The organism is Evtepia sp., assembly GCF_034090835.1.
Classification (GTDB): Bacteria; Bacillota; Clostridia; order Oscillospirales; family Oscillospiraceae; genus Evtepia.
Map to the genome: position 1 here is coordinate 39,254 of NZ_JAXDRS010000013.1, position 20,342 is coordinate 59,595.

Annotated in this window: 17 protein-coding genes, 1 pseudogene and 1 riboswitch; of the genes and pseudogenes, 11 read left to right on the forward strand and 7 right to left on the reverse strand. The window is 54.1% G+C overall.

What is annotated here, in order from left to right:
* Window positions 1–120 precede the first annotated feature (120 nt).
* A pseudogene (locus SOR61_RS02330) lies at window positions 121–1,490 on the forward strand (sodium-dependent transporter).
* Between the two features lie 61 nt (window positions 1,491–1,551).
* Here SOR61_RS02330 and SOR61_RS02335 read toward each other — a convergent pair.
* Window positions 1,552–2,919, reverse strand: a complete 1,368-nt coding sequence (locus tag SOR61_RS02335) for a vWA domain-containing protein (protein WP_320611084.1) — start codon at window positions 2,917–2,919, stop codon at window positions 1,552–1,554.
* Between the two features lie 140 nt (window positions 2,920–3,059).
* Window positions 3,060–3,704, reverse strand: a complete 645-nt coding sequence (locus SOR61_RS02340; RefSeq protein ID WP_320611085.1) for a hypothetical protein — start codon at window positions 3,702–3,704, stop codon at window positions 3,060–3,062.
* 289 nt (window positions 3,705–3,993) lie between these two features.
* Between SOR61_RS02340 and SOR61_RS02345 the strand changes: the two genes are divergently transcribed.
* The 8 genes from SOR61_RS02345 to SOR61_RS02380 all read left to right on the forward strand — a co-directional run bounded on the left by SOR61_RS02345 (window position 3,994) and on the right by SOR61_RS02380 (window position 12,516).
* Window positions 3,994–4,863: a class I SAM-dependent methyltransferase gene (locus SOR61_RS02345; RefSeq protein WP_320611086.1), complete on the forward strand. Its 870-nt coding sequence runs from the start codon at window positions 3,994–3,996 to the stop codon at window positions 4,861–4,863.
* A gap of 9 nt (window positions 4,864–4,872) precedes the next feature.
* On the forward strand, window positions 4,873–5,715 hold the full coding sequence (locus tag SOR61_RS02350; RefSeq protein WP_320611087.1) for an energy-coupling factor transporter ATPase: 843 nt from the start codon (window positions 4,873–4,875) through the stop codon (window positions 5,713–5,715).
* A 39-nt stretch (window positions 5,716–5,754) separates the two neighbouring features.
* The gene (locus SOR61_RS02355) at window positions 5,755–6,621 is read left to right on the forward strand and encodes an energy-coupling factor transporter ATPase (RefSeq protein ID WP_320611088.1); all 867 of its coding nucleotides are present in this window, start codon (window positions 5,755–5,757) and stop codon (window positions 6,619–6,621) included.
* On the forward strand, window positions 6,622–7,428 hold the full coding sequence (locus SOR61_RS02360; protein ID WP_320611089.1) for an energy-coupling factor transporter transmembrane component T: 807 nt from the start codon (window positions 6,622–6,624) through the stop codon (window positions 7,426–7,428).
* Between the two features lie 22 nt (window positions 7,429–7,450).
* The gene (gene truA, locus SOR61_RS02365) at window positions 7,451–8,203 is read left to right on the forward strand and encodes a tRNA pseudouridine(38-40) synthase TruA (RefSeq protein WP_320611090.1); all 753 of its coding nucleotides are present in this window, start codon (window positions 7,451–7,453) and stop codon (window positions 8,201–8,203) included.
* Window positions 8,204–8,233: 30 nt separating this feature from the next.
* Window positions 8,234–9,403: a DUF5711 family protein gene (locus tag SOR61_RS02370; protein ID WP_320611091.1), complete on the forward strand. Its 1,170-nt coding sequence runs from the start codon at window positions 8,234–8,236 to the stop codon at window positions 9,401–9,403.
* Entirely contained in the window at window positions 9,403–10,044 is a 642-nt protein-coding gene (locus SOR61_RS02375; RefSeq protein WP_320611092.1) for a CvpA family protein, read from the forward strand. Before SOR61_RS02370 ends, SOR61_RS02375 begins: the two co-directional genes overlap by 1 nt.
* Window positions 10,045–10,143: 99 nt before the next feature.
* Window positions 10,144–12,516, forward strand: coding sequence for an ATP-dependent Clp protease ATP-binding subunit (locus SOR61_RS02380; protein ID WP_320611093.1), 2,373 nt, complete (start codon window positions 10,144–10,146; stop codon window positions 12,514–12,516).
* A 54-nt stretch (window positions 12,517–12,570) separates the two neighbouring features.
* Here SOR61_RS02380 and SOR61_RS02385 read toward each other — a convergent pair whose 3' ends face one another.
* Window positions 12,571–13,440, reverse strand: a complete 870-nt coding sequence (locus tag SOR61_RS02385) for a DegV family protein (RefSeq protein WP_320611094.1) — start codon at window positions 13,438–13,440, stop codon at window positions 12,571–12,573.
* Between the two features lie 14 nt (window positions 13,441–13,454).
* Window positions 13,455–14,120, reverse strand: a complete 666-nt coding sequence (locus SOR61_RS02390) for a hemolysin III family protein (RefSeq protein ID WP_320611095.1) — start codon at window positions 14,118–14,120, stop codon at window positions 13,455–13,457.
* Window positions 14,121–14,396: 276 nt separating this feature from the next.
* Between SOR61_RS02390 and SOR61_RS02395 the strand changes: the two genes are divergently transcribed.
* Both SOR61_RS02395 and SOR61_RS02400 read left to right on the forward strand, forming a co-directional pair.
* A complete protein-coding gene (locus SOR61_RS02395) occupies window positions 14,397–15,695 on the forward strand; it encodes a phenylacetate--CoA ligase family protein (RefSeq protein WP_407066495.1) in 1,299 nt (432 codons plus the stop codon).
* 12 nt (window positions 15,696–15,707) lie between these two features.
* Window positions 15,708–16,139, forward strand: coding sequence for an acetolactate synthase (locus tag SOR61_RS02400; protein WP_320611097.1), 432 nt, complete (start codon window positions 15,708–15,710; stop codon window positions 16,137–16,139).
* Window positions 16,140–16,608: 469 nt separating this feature from the next.
* Here the strand turns inward: SOR61_RS02400 and SOR61_RS02405 are convergent, their stop codons facing one another.
* The 3 genes from SOR61_RS02405 to SOR61_RS02415 all read right to left on the reverse strand — a co-directional run bounded on the left by SOR61_RS02405 (window position 16,609) and on the right by SOR61_RS02415 (window position 20,225).
* The gene (locus SOR61_RS02405; RefSeq protein WP_320611098.1) at window positions 16,609–18,015 is read right to left on the reverse strand and encodes a sodium:alanine symporter family protein; all 1,407 of its coding nucleotides are present in this window, start codon (window positions 18,013–18,015) and stop codon (window positions 16,609–16,611) included.
* 142 nt (window positions 18,016–18,157) lie between these two features.
* Window positions 18,158–18,246: riboswitch (glycine riboswitch) on the reverse strand.
* A 175-nt stretch (window positions 18,247–18,421) separates the two neighbouring features.
* The gene (locus SOR61_RS02410) at window positions 18,422–19,381 is read right to left on the reverse strand and encodes a transketolase family protein (protein ID WP_320611099.1); all 960 of its coding nucleotides are present in this window, start codon (window positions 19,379–19,381) and stop codon (window positions 18,422–18,424) included.
* Window position 19,382: 1 nt separating this feature from the next.
* Window positions 19,383–20,225: a transketolase gene (locus SOR61_RS02415; RefSeq protein WP_320611100.1), complete on the reverse strand. Its 843-nt coding sequence runs from the start codon at window positions 20,223–20,225 to the stop codon at window positions 19,383–19,385.
* Window positions 20,226–20,342 lie beyond the last annotated feature (117 nt).

A 20,342-nucleotide genomic window follows, 5' to 3' on the forward strand; every position in this document is an offset into this window, starting at 1 on the left:
ACCCACAGCTTATCTTACATTCAGAAAATTCTTATGAGTGGTTGCATTGTTCGATGAAATATAGTACAATTTGACCCGTTGCGCAAACGCAGCAAAGAGAAAGAAAACGGGAGAGATACTATGCAACGAGATCGTTTAGGCAGCCGGCTTGGCTTTATTTTGCTCAGCGCCGGCTGCGCCATCGGCATCGGAAACGTGTGGAAGTTTCCTTACATGGCAGGTCAGTTCGGAGGCGGCGCCTTTGTGCTGATCTACCTGTTTTTCCTGCTCATCATGGGCATTCCTGTGATGACCATTGAGTTTTCCCTGGGCCGCGCCAGCCAGAGGAGTACCGTCCGCCTCTATCAGCAGCTGGAACCCAAGGGCACCAAGTGGCATATCCACGGATACATCGCCATTATCGGCAACTATCTGCTGATGATGTTTTACACCACGGTAGGCGGCTGGATGATCCATTACTTTATTTCCACCGCCTCCGGAACCTTCAATGGTATGACCACAGAGCAAGTGGGTCAGGAGTTTGTGCGGGTCTGCTCCAATCCTGTTACCATGGTAGGATTCATGGTCCTGGTGGTGGTCCTCGGCTTCTTTGTCTGTTCCTTCAGTCTTAAGAACGGTCTGGAGCGCGTCACCAAGTATATGATGCTGGCGCTGCTGGCCATTATGGTCATCCTGGCCATTAACAGCTTCACCATGGAAGGCGCCAAAGAGGGCCTCACCTTCTACCTGAAACCTGATCTGGGGAAAATGAAAGAGATCGGCATCGGCAATGTGATCGTAGGTGCTATGAACCAGGCCTTCTTCACCTTGAGCCTGGGCATCGGCGCCATGGCCATTTTCGGCAGTTACATTGGCAAAGACCGTTCTCTCATGGGCGAGTCGGTGAACGTGGCCATTCTGGACACCTTCGTGGCCCTGGTCTCCGGTCTCATCATCTTCCCCGCCTGCTTCACCCACGGCGTGCAGGCAGACTCCGGCCCCAATCTGATTTTTGTGACCCTCCCCAACATCTTCAATCATATGCCCATGGGCAACCTCTGGGGCGGTCTGTTCTTCGTGTTCATGACCTTTGCCGCTCTGTCTACTGTGCTGGCGGTCTTTGAGAACATCCTGTCCTCCTGTATGGATATGTTCGGCTGGAGCCGCAAAAAGGCCCCTGCCTGATCAACTGCATCCTGATCATCGTTCTGTCCCTGCCCTGCGCTCTGGGCTTCAATGTTCTGTCTGACATCCATCCCCTGGGCGGCACCACCAACTTCATGGATCTGGAAGACTTCCTGGTCAGCAATATTCTCCTGCCCTTGGGCTCCCTGGTGTACATCCTCTTCACCGTGTCCAAGCGAGGCTGGGGTTGGGACCGATTCATGGAGGAAGCCAACGCCGGCAGAGGCCTGAAGGTCAAAAACTGGATGAGAGGCTATATCACCTATGTCCTCCCTGTGATCGTACTGGCCATCTTTGTGATCGGCCTGATCGACAAATTTAAATAATCCCCGGGTATCCTTCAAGGCCCCAAAGTGAAAAAACACTTTGGGGCCTTGACTTACTCTATTACAGAGTAATTTCTGCGTCGCAGCAGCGATAATCTGTGTCGATGGTATGGGCAATCAAGCGTGCCTTAAACTGTCTGGGACCGCAGATCAAAGTGTCGTCTCCCTCTGCCGGAACCACAAAGGGAATGCACTTCACCAAAACATCACGACAGCCAGGGTCATCATGAGCCGGGATGGTCATGGTCTTCATGCCCCGGGGCTGCTCTGTGCCGCTACTGTCAATTTCGGTCAAAATGGCTGCCAGCGCAACCCGTTTGCCGGGACAGACATTGGGAATGGTCACATCCAGCTGGATGATTTGCCCCTGTGATTCCAAGCGCACCTCTCCCATGTCCACAAGAACCGCATCGGTACAGTGATCCACGGTAAACTCAACAGGAACAGGACATGCTTCGGGATGAACCACAATGGTGCAGTCCACTTCTACCGTGGGCTCGGGGAAAAACACTTCGTTTCCCTCCGCATCAGAATACGTGATAGACTCATTCACCAATTTTGTTCCCGTGGTCTGCGCTGTGTGACGAATGAAAAAGTCGAGGGACGCACTTTCACTATCCATCACACCCAGTTCCGGGATGGTCCAGCGAAGCGTATTGGATCCCGTCATCGTTGCAGTTCCTTTGGTGGGCAGCATCACGCTGGTGATTTCAAAGTCAGGGTTGAGGACTTCTTCCATGACAATGTCGGTGGCGCCGGTTTTAGAAATGTTGGCAGCCAGCTCTGCAAACAGCTCAATCAGGTCTTCTTCGTTGGGCGTCACCGCCACATGGGATGCATCCGGGTCCGTGGCCCAATGGTTCAGTGTATTAATGTCCAGGCCATCGGAACCGATCAGGCCAATGCAATAGATGATAATTCCCTGAGCTCTTGCCGCTGCTGCCACCGGCGCAGGCGAGGCCCCTGTTGTGGTATTGCCGTCCGTAAACATTACCATTACTTTGGCATTATTGGAGTTCGGGTCAAACAGATTGATGGCTTCGTTAAATGCCGCTGCATGATTGGTGCTTCCTCCTGCGGACAACTGATCAATGGCGCTTTTCAGTGTGTTCACGGAAGTGCTCAACGGAGCATTGACGGCAGCGGTGTTGGCAAAGCTCACCATGCCGATCCGGCTGCCGGAACCGATCTGGGAGGGATCATCGCCTGTTACCTCTGCCATGATGTCCACAAAGATTTTCGCACCGGTTTTCATGTTAGCCATAGGTGTTCCCGCCATGCTGCCGGAGCGGTCCAGAACCAGCACAATATCGGTTGGATTCGAAAGAATATCCGGTACTGCGGTGAGGGCCAGAGTAACGCGCAGAGCCCCTTCGCAGTCGATCCGGGTGCGGTCGATGACCTTGTTCGAGTTTGTAACACCCATCATGTTGCCTCCTTCCGGGGATTGCCCCGCCTCATCGTATGCAGGGTCCCCCTTTTTCGTCATCCATCGACAAGCAAAAGAAAAAGAGGACAGCCCGGACGCTGTCCTCTCGTTTATTTATTGTCTTTCTTTCAGGAATTTTCTCAGGAAGGCTCTGAGGGCAGGCTGCGCAAAAAGGCTGACAGGCCGTCCTGAATCTGCTCCATCTCTTCCTGGGTCCGGTCAAAGGCAGTGCGTACAGAATCCAGCTCAGTCTCTGCCACCGCCACAGAGGTTTTGATCTCCTGCTGAAGGGCCTGGCAGCGGGTCTGGAAGTCCAGCAGCCACTGGGTCGCTTTGATGCGGATCTCTTCCGCCTGGACCTGTGCCTCCTGAATGGTGATCTGTGCCCGCTCATGGGCGGAAACCTCAATATTTCCAGCAGTTTCCCGGATCCTCTGCCAGGATTCCGCCCCCGGTTCCAACGCAGTGACTTTGCTGCGGAGGGATGATACGCTGGACTCCGCTTCCACAAGGGCAGCGCTCTTTTGATCCAGCACCTCTTTTGCCTGCGCCAGTTCTTCTTCTGCCGCAGTTTGTGCTGCCTGGGCCTGCGCAAGCTGCGCCTGAACCTCTGCCAGCGCTTCCTCTGCTTTTCCCTGTGCTCTCCGGGCTTCCTCCAGCTCAGCCCGGAGGGCATCCTGTATCTCCTGTTGCTCCCGGGCAGTCTTTTCCAAATAATCCAGCACATCCTGGCGGTGGAACCCGCCAAAAGCAGCGCTGCGGAACTGGCCTGTCTTCTCACTCATTGGATGTTCCTCCTGAAAAGGAATGCTATTGTATGACAGATTCCCGGCGACTTTGGGAAAATCCCGCAAATCTGTCCTTCTTTCCTTTGTTTTCCTCCGTATGGTACCATATTCTCTCGTACAATACAATCATTTTCCCCGGGCGGACAGCCTCTTATGATATAAGATTGACGGAAAGCCTCCGAAATGATATAATTTTCTATCTGTAGACAGGGATATTTTTTGACTCCTGAAGAAGCAGCGCCAGGAGAATTCGGCGTTTTCAACAGACAGGAAAAGGGGAATGACTATGTGGGCATCAACCGATTGGAAAGACTATGAGCTGCTGGACTGCGGCAGAGGTGAAAAGCTGGAGCGCTGGGGAAACTATACCCTGGTTCGTCCTGATCCTCAGGCCATCTGGAACACGCCCCGCCGTCATCCCGGCTGGAAGCGGTTTGACGCAAGGTACGCCCGGTCCAACACGGGTGGCGGGCAATGGGTAAAAAAAGACCTGCCGGAGCGCTGGCAGGTTTCTTATCGTAACCTCACCTTTAATGTAAAGCCCATGAATTTCAAGCATACCGGCCTTTTCCCGGAACAGGCTGCCAACTGGGACTTTGCCGCCCGGCAGATCCAAAACGCAGGCCGTCCCATCTCGGTGCTGAACCTCTTTGCCTACACAGGCGGTGCCACCGTTGCCTGCGCGGCAGCTGGCGCTTCCGTTTGCCACGTGGACGCAGCGAAAGGCATGGTCAGCTGGGCCAGAGAAAACGCAAAAAGCTCCGGTCTGGAAGACGCACCCATTCGCTGGATCGTGGATGACTGCGGAAAATTTGTCGAGCGGGAGATCCGCCGGGGCCGCCGGTACGATGCCGTCATCATGGACCCTCCGTCCTATGGACGCGGACCTTCCGGAGAGATCTGGAAACTGGAAGAAAACCTCTATCCTTTCGTGGAGTTGGTCGCCGGTGTTTTGTCGGACCAGCCGCTGTTCTTTATCATTAACTCGTATACCACGGGACTGGCCCCCTCGGTCCTCACCTATATCCTGGAAACCCTGCTCTCCCGCAAATACGGAGGGCATACTGTAAGCGACGAACTGGGACTGCCGGCCACCGCCAGCGGACTGGTGCTCCCCTGCGGCGCCGCAGGACGCTGGACCGCTGGTAACGAATAAGGAGTTTCTATGCATACCATTATCAAAGCAGAAAATCTCACCTTTTCATACCCGGATGAACCGGCCGGGCATCCCCCGGTTCTGGACCAGATCAATCTTGAGATCGAAGCCGGCTCCTTCGTGGCCATTCTGGGCCACAACGGGTCTGGCAAATCCACCCTGGCCAAGCATATGAATGCCCTCCTGGTCCCAACGGAGGGTACCCTCTGGGTGGAGGATCTGGCCACCTCGGACCCTAACAACCTTTTGGCCATTCGGGAAAAAGTTGGGATGGTGTTTCAGAATCCGGACAATCAGATCGTAGCCAGCGTGGTTGAAGAAGACGTGGCCTTCGGCCCGGAAAACATGGGCCTGCCCCCTGAGGAAATTCGCCGCCGGGTGGACACCGCCCTGAAAATGGTTGGCATGTATGAGATGCGGGAACACTCCCCCCATCTGCTCTCCGGCGGACAAAAGCAGCGGGTCGCCATTGCCGGGATCATCGCCATGATGCCCCGCTGTATCGTTTTGGACGAGTCCACCGCCATGCTGGACCCGGTGGGCCGGCGGGAGACCGTGGATACCATTCGGACTCTGAACGAAAAATACGGGATTACCGTAGTCCTCATCACCCACCACATGGATGAGGCTGCCCAGGCTCAGCGGCTCATCGTAATGGCCGGCGGCAAGATCATCGACGACGGCTCCCCCAAGGAGGTCTTCCAGCATGTGGAGACCCTGCGCTCCGCTGGACTGGCCGTTCCGGAAACCGTCGCACTCCTGTACGAACTGAAAGAGCAGGGCCTCCCTGTTCCTTTGGACGCCATCAGCGACGAAGAGTGTGCCGCCATTCTGGCCGGACTCTTGAAATGACACACCCCTTTTTCTATCGCAAAAAGTGAGGAATGAAGATTGGAACCAATTATTGAAATAAAAAATCTCACCCATATCTACAGCCCTAACACCCCCTTTGAACAGAAGGCTCTGGACAACATCAACCTGACCATCTACCAAGGGGAGTATCTGGGCATCATCGGGCGAACCGGATCAGGAAAATCGACCCTGATCCAGCACCTCAACGGACTCATTCAACCCACTGCCGGCCAGGTCCTCTTTGAGGGGCAGGATATCTGGAGCAGCAAAGACTTGACCCACAACATTCGTTTCCAGGTAGGCCTGGTCTTTCAGTACCCAGAGTACCAGCTCTTTGAAGAGACTGTCTACAAAGATATCTCCTTCGGTCCCCGAAATATGAAGCTGGATGAGCAGGAAGTGGACCGTCGGGTCCGCCGCGCAGCAGAGTTCGCCGGTATCTCCGACGAGATCCTTCAGCGCTCTCCCTTTGAACTCTCCGGCGGACAAAAGCGCCGGGTCGCCATTGCCGGTGTGATCGCCATGGAACCAAAGGTCCTCATTTTGGATGAGCCCACTGCCGGGCTGGATCCGGCCGGGTCCGCCAGCATTCTGGCCAACATCGAGGCCTACCGGCAGGCCAACCAGGCGACCATCATCATTGTGAGCCACTCAATGGAGGACGTAGCCCGCCTCACCGACCGTATGGCGGTGGTGAGCCACGGCACCCTCCCCTATGTGGGCACCCCCAAAGAAGTGTTCTCCCATGGAGAGGCACTGGAATCTCTGGGCCTGGGCGTCCCAACCATGAACCGGGTGTTTTCCCGTATCCGTTCCATGGGCGTGGACATTGATCCCGCTGTCTATACCGTTGAGCAGGCGAAAGCTGCCTTCCTGTCGGCCTATCGCAGAAAGGAGGGGCTGTAATTGGCGCTCAAAGACATTACCCTTGGCCAGTATTTTCCTGGCAACTCCCTCATCCACCGGTTTGACCCCAGAGCGAAAATCATCTTTACCATTTTATACATTGCTGCGATTTTCCTCTGCAAACAGGTGGTGTCCTATGGAGTCACCCTGCTGATCCTTCTGGTTTTCATTGCCATTTCCCGGGTGCAGCCCAAAGTCTTCGTCAAGGGCATGAAACCGGTGGTCTTTATCATTGTTTGTACCGCTGTACTGAACCTTTTCTACACCTCCGGTACGGTACTTTGGAGCTTCGGCTTCTTAAAGATCACAGAGGAAGGCCTGTGGAAGGCAGGATTCATGGTGGTGCGGATCCTGATGCTCATCGCCTGCACCCTGCTGCTCACCTACACCACTTCCCCCATCCTTTTGACGGATGGCCTGGAGCGGCTCCTGCGGCCCCTGAAGAAGATCAAAGTGCCTGTCCACGAGCTGTCCATGATGATGAGCATTGCGTTGCGCTTCATCCCCAATCTGATCCAGGAGACGGACAAGATCATCTCTGCGCAAAAGGCCCGCGGCGCCGACTTTGACAGCGGGAATCTGATGCAGAAGGCAAAAGCCCTCATTCCCATCCTGATCCCCCTGTTCATCTCCTCTTTCCGCCGGGCGGAAGATCTGGCCGTGGCCATGGAATGCCGCTGCTATCACGGGGATGAAGGCCGCACCAGCCTGCGCCAGCTCACCATGCACGGAAGAGACTGGGGTCTGGTGATCTTCAGCATTCTGCTGTGTGTTGCGGTCTGCGTCCTCCGGCAGTTTGGCCTGTAATTCCCTGAACAAGGAGCATGCTATGCGTAATATCGCTTTGACCCTGATGTACGACGGAACAGCATACCACGGATGGCAAGTGCAGAAACGGGACATTTCTGTGGCAGAGACCCTGGAAAAGGCCCTCTCCCTGGTGGTCAACCATCCAGTCAAGTGCACTGGCGCCGGCAGGACTGACGCCGGTGTCCACGCAGAGATCTACGTGGCCAATTTTCGGACCACCTCCACCATCCCCTGTGACCGTTTTCCTTTGGCGATGAATACCCGTCTGCCGGGGGATATCGTCGTCACCAAAGCCACCGAAGTCCCGGATTCCTTTAACGCCATTGGCAGCTGTATCAAAAAAGAGTATACCTATCGGATCTATAATTCCAGAATTCGAAATCCCTTTCTGGTCAACCGTGTCTGGTTCTATCCTAAGCATCTGGACGAAACTGTGATGCAGCAGGCCGCCTCCCACTTTGTTGGAACCCACGACTTTGCCTGTGTGCGCTCGGTGGGCACCGAAACCAAGACCACCGTTCGTACCGTCCACTATTTCCAGATCCAGCGGGAAGGCAATCAGATCTCCTGCCGGGTCTGCGCAGACGGCTTCCTTTATAACATGGTCCGCGCCATGGTGGGAACCTGCGTTTACGCCTCAGAGGGAAAGCTCTCCCCTGACGACATTCCCGCCCTGCTGGAGGGCCGAAACCGCACGGATGCCGGTCCCACTGCCCCTCCCCAGGGACTGTACATGACCAACCTCTGGTACCCCATCCCCGGTCTTCCCTGACCGGTCTTGCAACGCACAACGGAGGATAGTATGAAAAAACTCCAAACCTTAAAAACGTCCCTCTCCCAAAAGCAGAGAATCCTTCTCCTGGTCACCGCCGCTGTGATCGTTTTGGGCATTCTTGCTGCGACCGTATTTCGAGAAAATGTCTCCAGCGCCCTTCGTTGGATGACATATTCCCAAAGTGACGACACCTTTGCCCATAACGCACAGTCCAACAGCCTCTTCCTTGGCCTGGAAAACAACCTGCTCATCTGTACCTCTACACAGATCCAGCTCTACTCCCCCACAGGTACCCCCCGCTTAAAGGAGACTGTCTCTATGGACTCCCCTGCCATGAATGCCTCCGGCCAATATGCTGTGGTATACGATGTGGGAGGCCAGCAGCTGAAGGTCATTGCCGGAGAAAAAATTTCCTACCAAATGGATCTGCCGGCAGAAGAGTCCATCCTCTGTGCCACCATCAACGAAAAGGGATGGCTGGCCGTGACCACCAAGGTCAGTGGATACAAAGGCGTCGTCACCGTTTACAATGCTTCGTATGAAGCTGTCCTTTCGATCCGCCTTTCCAGCCGCTATGTCTCGGACGCCGTTGTCACGCCGGACTGCCGCGGTGTCTACCTCATCTCTCCGGGACAGGCAGAGGGTGCCTTTGAAAACACGCTGCTCTACTATACGTTCTCTTCCCAGGAGACCCCGGAGAAAGAAGTCTCTCTTGGGTCCAACGTGGTCCTTTCCATCCGAAGCAGCAGCGACTGCTGGATCCTGGGCGACAAGAACCTCTTTGTCCTGGATTCCAGCGGAACGGTCACCGCTTCCTATGATTATGAGGGTCAGTACCTGAAAATGGGGTCCCTTTACGGCAGCGATTTTGCCACCCTCCTTCTCTCCCGCTCTGCCTCCGGCAGCGCAGGGACCCTGGTAACGGTAGGTTCCAACGGAAAGCCCTACGGAAGATTGGAGCTGGATGGCCAGGCTGTTGCTCTGGCCGCCCAGAGCAGCGAAGTAGCTGTTCTGACGACTGGTGACATCATCACCGCCAAACGAAATCTGGAGAGCTACTACGTCTCTCCCAACCAAAAGGGGTACCGTAACATGGCCATGTATAAGGATGGCAGCCTTGCCTTGGTCAGCAGCGCATCGGTCAGCCTCTTCTTCCAGGACGGAGAGAAAGTAGACAACAAGGAGGAGAGCAAGTAATGGTCCTGACTGCATCGCTTCTTCTGGACCTTTCCATCCTTGCGCTGCTCCTTTACAGCGTCGTTATGGGGTTCCGCCGGGGACTGATCCTCACCCTTTGCTCTCTTCTGGCGGTCGTTCTCGCTGTGGCTGGTGGATGGTATCTTGCCACCCACCACTCCGCCTCTCTGGAAGTCTATTTCCAGCCTGTGATCGAGGAAAAAATGCAGGACGGTCTGGGCGACCGGCTGCAGGACGGACAATCGGATGCATCCAGCCTCTTCCCCTTCTCCCAGGAGCTGCTGGAAAAAGCCAAGGAGTCGGCCCAATCCGTCCAAAACGCAGCCATCGCCCAGTGGAGCGCCGATATCGCTGTGTTGATAGCACGGTCTATCCTCTTTCTGGTTGGCTTTTTGGTGGTCCTCCTGGTTTGGGAGATCCTTTGCCATGCGCTGCACCTGGCAGCCAAACTGCCCGGTCTCCACATCCTCAATAAGATTTTTGGCGGTGTGGCCGGTTTCATCAAGGGCATCATCCTTCTGGTGATCGCCCGCTGGGTCCTGTGTGACCTGCTTGGGTGGATTCCAAATGAGGTGATCTCCAAGAGCTATCTGCTTCCCCTGCTCTCCTCTTTCTCCGTCTCCTCCCTGTTTCTGGGATGAATTTTACGGACTTTTCTGTCATTCATACCTAATTCATAAAGGCATGATAATATGATAAGAATGCAACATCATCTACGCCCCTAAAAGGAGTGAATTCCTATGAACCCTACCCTTTGCAGCAGATGCAAAAAAAACGTAGCTGTTATTTTTATTACCCGCCTGGATAACAACGGTCAGGGCGGACAAAACGAGGGCCTTTGTCTGAAATGTGCCCGTGAACTGAATATCCGACCGGTTACTGATATGATCGAAAAGATGGGTCTGAGCGACGAAGACCTGGAAGGCCTGACTACGGAAATGATGTCGGCCTTTGAAGGCGCAGAGAGCATGGAAGGCCTCTTGGGCAATCTGGCTGGCGCTATGACGGATCCTTCTGGCGATAAGGACGACGACGAGGACGAAGGCCGCACGGCGACCTTCCCCTTCCTGAATAAACTGATGGGCAACCTGGCCAACCCCGACAATGAGAAGAAGGAGGACGCTCTCTCGGAGACCCCTCCCTCTTCAGGAGACAATCCCCGGGCTGGCCGGGAGGAAAAAGCCGACCGGAAAAATCGGAACAAACGGAAGTTCCTGGATAACCACTGCATCTCCCTCACCCGCAAGGCAGCAGAAGGCAAGCTGGACCGTATGATCGGCCGGGATCAGGAGCTGGAGCGGGTCATCCAAATCTTGAACCGCCGCCAGAAGAACAACCCCTGCCTGATCGGTGAACCCGGCGTGGGAAAAACCGCCATCGCAGAAGGTCTGGCCATGCGGATCTACCAGGGAGACGTCCCCTACAAACTGAAAGGCAAAGAAGTGTATCTGCTGGACCTCACCTCCCTGGTGGCAGGCACCCAGTTCCGCGGCCAGTTTGAGAGCCGCATGAAGGGCCTCATTGAAGAGATCAAAAAGTTTGGCAATATCATTCTTGTGATCGACGAAGTCCATAACCTGGTGGGTGCAGGCGACGCAGAAGGCTCCATGAACGCAGCCAACATCCTGAAGCCTGCCCTTTCTCGCGGGGAGATCCAGGTCATCGGTGCCACCACTCTGGTGGAATACCGCAAGTATATCGAAAAAGATTCGGCACTGGAACGCCGCTTCCAGCCGGTGGTTGTCAATGAACCCTCCATCGAAGACGCCGTGGAGATCATCAAAGGGGTCGCTCCCTACTATGAGCAGTTCCACAAGGTGAAGATCACCCCTGACATGGCTCGACTGGCTGTCATGATGTCTGAGCGGTATATTACCGATCGTTTCCTGCCGGACAAAGCCATTGACCTGATTGACGAGGCCTGCTCGGATGTAAATCTGCGCAACAAGACCCTGGCACGGACCCAGGAAATTCAGGACGAACTCAACGACATCGAAAAGGAGCAGGAGCTTCTGGCCGATGAATCCAGCGACAGAACCTATGAGCGGCTGGCTGCCCTCCGGAGCAAAGAACTACAGTTGCTCCAGGAGCAGAAAGAGCTGGCCGAACAGGAGGCCCCTGCCCTGACCCTGGACAGCCTGGCCCGTGTGGTGGAGCTCTGGACCAAGATCCCCGCCAGCACCATCCAGGAACAGGAATATGAGCGCCTGGCCAAACTGGAAGACCGTTTGAAACAGAATATTATCGGTCAGGACGAAGCCATCGCTGCTGTTTCCTCTGCCATCCGTCGGAATCGGGTCGGCGTCACCACCAAGCGGAAACCGGTTTCCTTTATCTTTGTGGGTTCCACCGGCGTGGGTAAAACGGAGCTGGTCAAGCGTTTGGCGGATGATCTGTTCCACTCCCCCGAATCTCTGATCCGACTGGATATGTCCGAATTCATGGAGAAGCACAGTGTTTCCCGTATCATTGGCTCTCCCCCTGGTTATGTGGGGTACGATGAAGCAGGCCAGCTGACGGAGAAGATCCGCAGAAAGCCCTACTCCGTGATCCTCTTTGATGAGATCGAAAAGGCACATCCGGATGTTCTAAATATCCTTCTCCAAATCCTGGACGATGGTCACATCACGGATGCCCAGGGCCGCACTGTAAACTTTGAGAATACGGTCATTGTCATGACCTCCAACGCAGGCAGTGAGAGCAGCTCCGGCCCCCTGGGCTTTGGTAAGACGTCCAACGAACAGAACAAGGATAAGGCCATGAAAGCCCTGCAGCAGTTCCTGCGCCCTGAGTTCATCAACCGTGTGGACGAAGTGATCTGCTTCAACCAGCTCTCTGAAGAAAACTTCCGCTCCATCGCCCTCATTATGCTCAAGGAGCTGCAGCAGGTTCTGGAGGAAAAGCACCTTGTCTTCCTTTGGGATGACAGTGTGCTGGATCATCTGGTCAAGCACTCCTATTCCGCAACATATGGCGCCAGAAACCTGCGGCGGTATATCCAGAAGCACCTGGAAGACCCCATCGCCACCCAGATCATCGAAAGCTATCTCCACCCCATCTCCGCACTGAAAGCAGTTGTGGAGGATGACAAGATTTCGATCCTGTCCCTGTAAGCAAAATAAAAACCGCGTGCCGCAAACGGCACGCGGTTTTTCCACGGAGTGATGTTATCGTTTTTCGCCCAGGAAAAACAGCGCCAGGGTACCAAGACCGCTGTGGGCACCGATGACAGGGCCGACATAGCCAATGGTAACGGACACCACATTCATTCTCTCCTGGATCATGGCAGCCAAGGTCTTGGCGTCGTTCTCGCAGTCTCCATGGCTGATATAGATACGCTGGGTCTCCGGATGGACAACGCTTTCCTCCATCTTCTTGACCAGAGCTTCCAGGGACTTCTTGCGGCCCTTCACAGAATCCACGGGGACCAGACGTCCCTCGTCGTCCACATGGAGGACAGGCTTCACGTGGAGCAGGTTCCCAAGGATCGCCTTGCCCGCAGAAAGACGGCCGCCCCGGCGCAGCTGGCTCAAATCGCCTACGGTGAACCAGTGACACAGGTGAGGCTTGGTCGCTTCAATGAAATCGACCACCTCATCCATGCTCTTCCCCTTGTTCTTTTCCTGTACAGCCAGATCCACCAGAAGGCCCTGTCCCAGAGAAGCGCAAAGGGTGTCCACGGTGCGTACCTTGGCCTCCGGGAACTCCTCCTGGAGCTCTTCTGCTGCCATGGCGCCGTACTGGTAGGTTCCGCTGAGGGCGGAAGAGAAGCCCATGTACAGCATATCCTTCCCGGATTCCAACACCGGACGGAAATAGTCTTTGAACTCTTCCACGTTGGGTGCGGATGTCTGGGCAGGCTCCCCCTTACTCAGCCGGGTGTAGAAGTCGTGGCTGTCCGGCGCTTCTTCTGGTGCGTTGCGAAACCGGTCCGGACCGATCTGCACGGTCAAAGGAATGACGACAAGTCCCCATGCCTTGACCAATTCCTCCGGAAGATCACAAGAGGAATCCGTTACGATGACATACTCTCTCATAATAGTCTCTCCTTTTAAGAACAACAGTTCATATATACAGTAAAGAATTGAAAGATGGTACCGCCCAGCACAAAGAAGTGCCAGATCCCGTGGCGGTACAGTTTTTCCTTCTGCCGGTAGAAAATCACCCCAACGGTGTAAGACACACCGCCTAAAAACAGGAAAATCACGCCGGCCAGAGACATATTTCGAATAATAAAGGGAAGCGCCAGAACCCCCATCCAGCCCATGACAATGTACAGGACCATGGAGATCTTTTTAAACCGCTTCAAATCTACCGCATTGAGAATGATTCCCAGGATGCCGCAAGAGACATTCACCGCGAAAATGGAAAAGCCAAGTACTCCTCCCATAGTGACCAGGCAAACAGGGGTATAGGTGCCCATAATCAACAGGAAAATGGAGCAGTGATCCAGAACCTGGAAGACTTTCTTTCCTTTGGACATGGGGAGCGCATGGTAGAGGCAGGAAATCAAATACAGCACAACCATAGACACTCCAAAGATCCCCACACTGACCACGTTGAGCACTGTGCCGTAGGTCTTCGCTTTTATCAAAAGAAGAACCAGACCAGCAACGGACAGCAGCGCACCCGCGCCATGAGAGATGGCATTGAGCAACTCTTCTCCAAGGTTTTGGCGGCGAACCATATCTCCGGGATAGGGCAAAGACTCTGTCATATCGAATTCCTCCTTACTGACCCTTTGATTGGTTCATCTTGTGTTCTATATTAAGAATATCACTTTGCTATTTGAAAGTCAATAGTATATTATAGGTCATACGGAATTATCTTGTTTGTAATATGACATATTATCTTAATGCCATGTTTCCCTGCAAAATTCCATTTTTTCCTTGACTTTTTGCTTCTATTCCTTTATACTTAACATAAGAAAAACATTATGCTATTATAATGAACGAAAATAATCCAATAGAGTTAGGAATGATCATCCATGCCAATGTATCAACCGGAAATCGAGACCATGTCTCAGGACCAGCTCCGTGCGCTCCAGAGCGAATGGCTGGTCAAACAAGTCCACCACGTTTATGAAAACGTTCCCTACTACCGCGCAAAAATGGAAGCCGCCGGGATCACCCCCAACGACATCCATGGGATCGAGGACTTGCACAAGCTTCCCTTCGTAACGAAAAGCGATTTGCGGGAAGGCTATCCCTATGGTCTGCTGGCCAAGCCTCTCAGCGAGTGTGTGCGTATCCACTCTACTTCCGGAACCACCGGTCGTCGTGTGGTCGCCTTCTATACGCAGCATGACGTTGACCTTTGGGAGGACTGCTGCGCCAGAGCCATTATGGCAGCAGGCGGAACCAACGAAGACGTTTGCCACGTCTCTTATGGTTACGGTCTCTTCACCGGAGGCGCCGGTCTTCACGGTGGCGCACACAAAATGGGCGCCATGACTCTTCCCATGTCCTCCGGCAATACCGATCGTCAGATCCAGTTCATGTGCGACCTGGGGTCCACCATTCTCTGCTGCACCCCCTCCTATGCTGCCTTCCTGGCAGAGAGCATTCTGGAACGGGGCCTGAAGGACCAGATCAAGCTGAAGGCCGGTATCTTTGGCGCTGAAGCCTGGTCCGAGGAAATGCGCCAGGATATCCAGAGAAAGCTGGGGATCAAGGCATACGACATCTATGGTCTGACTGAACTCTCCGGTCCCGGCGTTGCCTATGAGTGCAGCGAGCAGAATGGCATGCATATTTGCGAAGACCACTTCATTGCAGAGATCATCGACCCCGACACCGGCGAAGTCCTTCCCGAGGGCAGCAAGGGCGAGTTGGTTTTCACCTCTATCACCAAGGAAGCCTTCCCTCTGCTCCGTTATCGCACCCGTGACATCTGCGTTCTGGACCGTACCCCCTGCTCCTGCGGACGTACCCACGTGCGTATGGCTAAGCCTATGGGTCGCTCTGACGATATGCTCATCATCCGTGGTGTTAACGTCTTCCCCTCTCAGATCGAAGAAGTCCTGCTGAAGGTGAGCGGCGGTGATATCACCCCCAACTATCAGATCATCGTCGGCCGGGAAAACAACACCGATACCCTGGATATCAACGTGGAGATGAGTGAAGCCATGTTCTCCGACGATATCCGTTCTGTGGAAAAGGTAGAAAAGAACATCGTCTCTCAGCTGCGGTCCATGCTGGGGATCGGCGCCAAAGTCCACCTGGTCAACCCCAAGACCATCGCCCGCAGCGAAGGCAAGGCCCAGCGTATCATCGACAACCGGAAACTGTAAGGAGGTACTATCATGTTAATTAAGCAGATTTCCGTCTTTATTGAAAACCTGCCCGGTAAACTCAGCGAAATCACGGAAGTTCTGGGCGACAACGGGATCGATATGAGTGCCCTCTCCTTGGCAGACACCACTGACTTCGGCATCCTCCGTCTCATCGTCAATGACCCTGACAAGGCTTGCCAGATCCTTCGGGAGCAGAATTTCATCGTAAAGCAAAGCGATGTTCTGGCTGCCGTCATTGATGACCGTCCTGGCGGACTCACGACCGTTTTGAAAACCCTGTCCGCTGCAGGGGTCTCTGTCGAGTATATGTATGCCTTCGTGGGCAACAAGGATGGCCACGCCGTAGTTGTCATGCGCACCGACAATGCAGAAACTGCCTGGAAGGTCCTCGAGGAGAACCACATCTCTACCCTGGACCCCAAAGATATCTATCGTTTATAAATCCTCTCTCGATTTTCCGTGCGCTGCCTCTCTTTCTATTTCCTTCTCTCTTCCAGCAGCGCACGAAACCAGTCCCCGGACGAATAATCCGGGGACTGGTTTTTTTTATGGTAATCCTCCACTCCTGCCGAGTAGCACCTTGCTTCAAGCGTCCAGCAAAGGGAGCTGGAAGCGTAAGCAGTTGCTCCTTGATGCGCTATGGAAGTGATAGCAGCGAAATAACAGTGCATCTGAGATGCCGATAATAGAGCCTCACAGGGCCAACCCAGAGCACCGGCTAAGCCCGATGGCTATGACTATAGAGAAACCCAGTTAGAAGATCCATCCTTCCACGAACACTGCAACAGAAACCCATCTGGCCAGCCCTCTCCAGGCAAATAAGAAAAGAGAAGTCATTGCAGATGCAATGCCTTCTCTTATTGTTCTTTCTCTACTTTGCCAAAGGGGGCAGCGAAGAATCTCAATCAAATTACTTTTCGTCCTGCTTCTCAGCAAAGTGACGCTTGGTCTCTCTGACAACCACACCGGACAGACCGATCAGAGCGACCAGGTTGGGCAGAGCCATCAGGCCGTTCAGGGTGTCAGCGATAGCCCATGCCAGGTCCAGCTTCATGGTAGCACCAACAATGATGACCAGAATGAAGAGGATCTGATAAGGCTTAATGGACTTAGGACCAAACAGGAACTCGCAGCAGCGGGTGCCATACAGAGCCCAGCCGAGGATGGTGGAGAATGCGAACAGAGCCAGACCGATAGCGATGATCAAAGCACCGCCCTTGTTGGTGAATACTGCGCCCAGAGCAGCAGCGTTCAGAGCGGTGGTGCCTTCAACGCCATAGTTCAGGTCCAGGCCAACGCCCTCAGCAGCGCAGAGGATGGTCAGACCACTCAGGGTACAAATGATGATGGTGTCCATGAAGACTTCGAAGATACCATACAGGCCCTGCTTCACGCAGTCGGTCTCAGAAGTGGTAGCGTGAGCCATAGGAGCAGAACCCAGACCAGCTTCGTTGGAGAACACGCCGCGCTTCACGCCCCAGGTCAGAACCAGGATCATACCGCCGGTAACACCGCCAGCCACGCTGGAGGGGTTGAACGCACCGACGAAGATGTCATGGAACACTGCGGGCAGAGTGCCAGCAAAACGAATGATAACGATCAGGCAGGCCAGAATATAGATAACAGCCATGAAGGGAACCAGCTTCTCGGTAACAGCACCCAGACGCTTCACGCCGCCGAAGAGAACCACGGCAGCCAGAGCGGCAATGATGATACCCAGAACCAGGTTAACGGTACCCTGACCCTGGAAGTCGGGGTTGAAGGAGGTGATCACGGTGTTCACAGAGCTGGTGATGTTACCAACCTGAACAGCGTTACCGATGCCGAAAGCAGCCAGAGCGGCAAAGACGGCGAAAATCACACCCAGCCACTTCCAGTTCTTTCCGAGACCGTTCTTGATGTAATACATAGGACCGCCGACCCAGTCGCCTTCCTTATTTCTCTCACGGAATCTGACAGCCAGCAGAACCTCGGCGTACTTGGTACACATACCGATCAGAGCGGTGATCCACAGCCACAGCAGAGCACCAGGGCCGCCCAGGGTGATAGCGGTGGTGATACCAGCGATGTTACCGGTACCAACGGTACCAGCCAGAGCGGTGGTCATAGCCTGGAAGGGGGTGATCTCACCCTCGCCGGCTTCGTGCTTCGAGAAGATCTTGCCCAGGGTGTTCTTCATGGCATAGCCGAACTTCCGGAACTGCAGACCCTTGGTCATGCAAGTCAGGATGATACCGGCGCCAACCAGAAGGACCAGCATGGGGATACCCCAAACGAAGCTGTTGACCGCACCATTAATTTTTTCAATTAATTCCATGCGTATCTCTCCTTTTCTCAAAAATCTCTTCGCTCAATTTGCAGGATACCGCTGATGAAAGCGTCAAAACGGAGTGCCGCAAGATACGCGACACTCCGTTCAAAAGTACAAATTATGGGACTGATTTTGCGCTGTAAATTCGTCCTACCGATCTGTCCTTTTGCCTGAGAGTCTCGATGTGTCTTGCCCCTTCGGCCCCTGCGGGATGCAGGTTTCTCCAGATTGCCATCTTTCCCTTGCCGCCTCTTTCGATAATAAAAAGTATGGGACAATGGAATTCATCTGACGGTATTCACTTTGCAAAATTCATTTTAATCTCATTTGAATAAAAAAGCAAGCCTTTCTCGAGATTCCTTTCGCTTTTTCCTGTCAAAGTGAGAAAGTTTATCTGGTTTCCCAAAAACCCTTATAAAGTCAATGCTTTCTTTATCGAAAGTGCCTGCCGCACTTTTTCGGAAATTCCCTCCGGGGTCAGCTCATAGGCCTCCAGCACTTTTTGTGCTGCGCCAGAACGTCCAAACACGTCTTCCACACCATGACGGATAACAGGAACGGGGCATGCAGAAGCCAAGTACTCTGAGACCGCACTGCCAAGACCGCCAATGACATTCGCTTCCTCCGTAGTGACAATACAGCCGGTATCCCGGGCTGCGTCCAAAAGAACCTGTTCATCCAGAGGCTTGATGGTGTGCATGTCGATGACACGAACGGAGATCCCCTCTTCCTCCAGCTGCTGGGCAGCCTTCAGTGCCATCTGGACCATCATACCAACAGCCACCACAGTGACATCGCTGCCGTCCCGGAGCAGAGCGCCCTTGCCGATCTCAAAACGATAGCCTTCCACGGTATCGGTGACCGTCTCGACAGCTAAGCGTCCCAAACGCATATAAGCAGGGCCGTCGTAGGCCACCAGTGCCTTGACTGCCTCTCGCATCTCGTTTCCGTCACAGGGACAAAGCACCGTCATGCCGGGGATCGTCCGCATGATGGCCAGGTCTTCGATACACTGATGGGTGGCGCCGTCCTCCCCTACCGAGAGACCTCCGTGGGATCCCACAACTTTTACATTCAAAGCAGGATAGGCTACACTGTTGCGCACCTGTTCCCATGCCCGGCCGGCGGCAAACATGGCAAAGGAATTGACGAACGGTTTCTTTCCGCAGGTAGCCAGGCCCGCAGCAACACCCACCATGTTTGCTTCTGCGATGCCCATGTCAAAGAAACGGTCCGGATGGGCCTGTCCAAAGTCCTTGGTCATGGTAGACCCTGACAGGTCTGCATCCAAGACAACCAGATCAGGCTCGGATTCTGCCAGTTCCACCAGTGCCTTGCCGTATGCTGCGCGGGTTGCTATTATTTCTGCCATCTTACTTTCCCTCTCTCTCTGCCAACGCTGTCACCAATTCCTGCCGTGCCTGCTGATACTGCTCCTCATTGGGGGCCTTTCCATGCCATCCAGCCTGGTTTTCCATGAAGGAGACCCCTTTGCCTTTGACCGTTTTTGCCAGAATGACCGTAGGCATACCCTGATATGCACGCGCTTGCTCAAAGGCAGCTTCCACAGCCTCCATGTCATGGCCGTCTACCTTCAGCACATGCCAGCCAAAGGATTCCATCTTCTGATCCAGAGGCTCAGTGGGCATGACATCCTCTGTCTTGCCATCGATCTGCAGTCCGTTGACATCGATAACAGCGCAGAGGTTATCCAGCTTATACTTGGCTGCGCTCATAAAGGCTTCCCACACCTGGCCTTCTTCGATCTCTCCGTCGCCCAACAGCGCATAGACCCGATAAGTCTTCTGATCCATCTTGCCCGCCAGCGCCATACCAACGGCAGCCGAGATCCCCTGTCCCAGGGACCCTGTGGACATATCTACGCCCTTGACATGGTGCATCTCCGCATGACCGGAAAGATGCCCTTCCACGCTGCGGAAGAGCTTCAGATCCTCTTCCGGGAAAAACCCCCGCTGCGCCAAAACAGGATACAGGGCAGGGGTACAGTGTCCCTTGGACATAACAAAACGGTCGCGATCAGGATCCTCCGGATTGGCCGGATCCACATTCATCACATCATAATACAAAACAGTCAGGATATCCATAGCAGAGAAAGAACCGCCCAGATGCCCGGACGCACACTGATATACCATATCCAAACCCAGAAGCCGCCCCTTCGCTGCCACGACTTCTAACACGTGCCTATCTGTTTTCATACTGTTGCCTCCTCATGCGGACTGCGCATCGTTCAAACTATGCTTAGTTTACCATGTAACGTTTCCAAGGTCAATTCTCTTTCTGGCCGTGCATTTTCTTCTTTCTTTTCCATGCAA

Bases quoted from the DNA above. Each gene is read 5' to 3' on its own strand.
- SOR61_RS02335 (WP_320611084.1), bottom strand. From the start codon at position 2,919: ATGATGGGTGTTACAAACTCGAACAAGGTCATCGACCGCACCCGGATC.
- SOR61_RS02340 (WP_320611085.1), bottom strand. From the start codon at position 3,704: ATGAGTGAGAAGACAGGCCAGTTCCGCAGCGCTGCTTTTGGCGGGTTC.
- SOR61_RS02345 (WP_320611086.1), top strand. From the start codon at position 3,994: ATGTGGGCATCAACCGATTGGAAAGACTATGAGCTGCTGGACTGCGGC.
- SOR61_RS02350 (WP_320611087.1), top strand. From the start codon at position 4,873: ATGCATACCATTATCAAAGCAGAAAATCTCACCTTTTCATACCCGGAT.
- truA (WP_320611090.1), top strand. From the start codon at position 7,451: ATGCGTAATATCGCTTTGACCCTGATGTACGACGGAACAGCATACCAC.
- SOR61_RS02370 (WP_320611091.1), top strand. From the start codon at position 8,234: ATGAAAAAACTCCAAACCTTAAAAACGTCCCTCTCCCAAAAGCAGAGA.
- SOR61_RS02375 (WP_320611092.1), top strand. From the start codon at position 9,403: ATGGTCCTGACTGCATCGCTTCTTCTGGACCTTTCCATCCTTGCGCTG.
- SOR61_RS02380 (WP_320611093.1), top strand. From the start codon at position 10,144: ATGAACCCTACCCTTTGCAGCAGATGCAAAAAAAACGTAGCTGTTATT.
- SOR61_RS02385 (WP_320611094.1), bottom strand. From the start codon at position 13,440: ATGAGAGAGTATGTCATCGTAACGGATTCCTCTTGTGATCTTCCGGAG.
- SOR61_RS02390 (WP_320611095.1), bottom strand. From the start codon at position 14,120: ATGACAGAGTCTTTGCCCTATCCCGGAGATATGGTTCGCCGCCAAAAC.
- SOR61_RS02395 (WP_407066495.1), top strand. From the start codon at position 14,397: ATGTATCAACCGGAAATCGAGACCATGTCTCAGGACCAGCTCCGTGCG.
- SOR61_RS02400 (WP_320611097.1), top strand. From the start codon at position 15,708: ATGTTAATTAAGCAGATTTCCGTCTTTATTGAAAACCTGCCCGGTAAA.
- SOR61_RS02405 (WP_320611098.1), bottom strand. From the start codon at position 18,015: ATGGAATTAATTGAAAAAATTAATGGTGCGGTCAACAGCTTCGTTTGG.
- SOR61_RS02410 (WP_320611099.1), bottom strand. From the start codon at position 19,381: ATGGCAGAAATAATAGCAACCCGCGCAGCATACGGCAAGGCACTGGTG.
- SOR61_RS02415 (WP_320611100.1), bottom strand. From the start codon at position 20,225: ATGAAAACAGATAGGCACGTGTTAGAAGTCGTGGCAGCGAAGGGGCGG.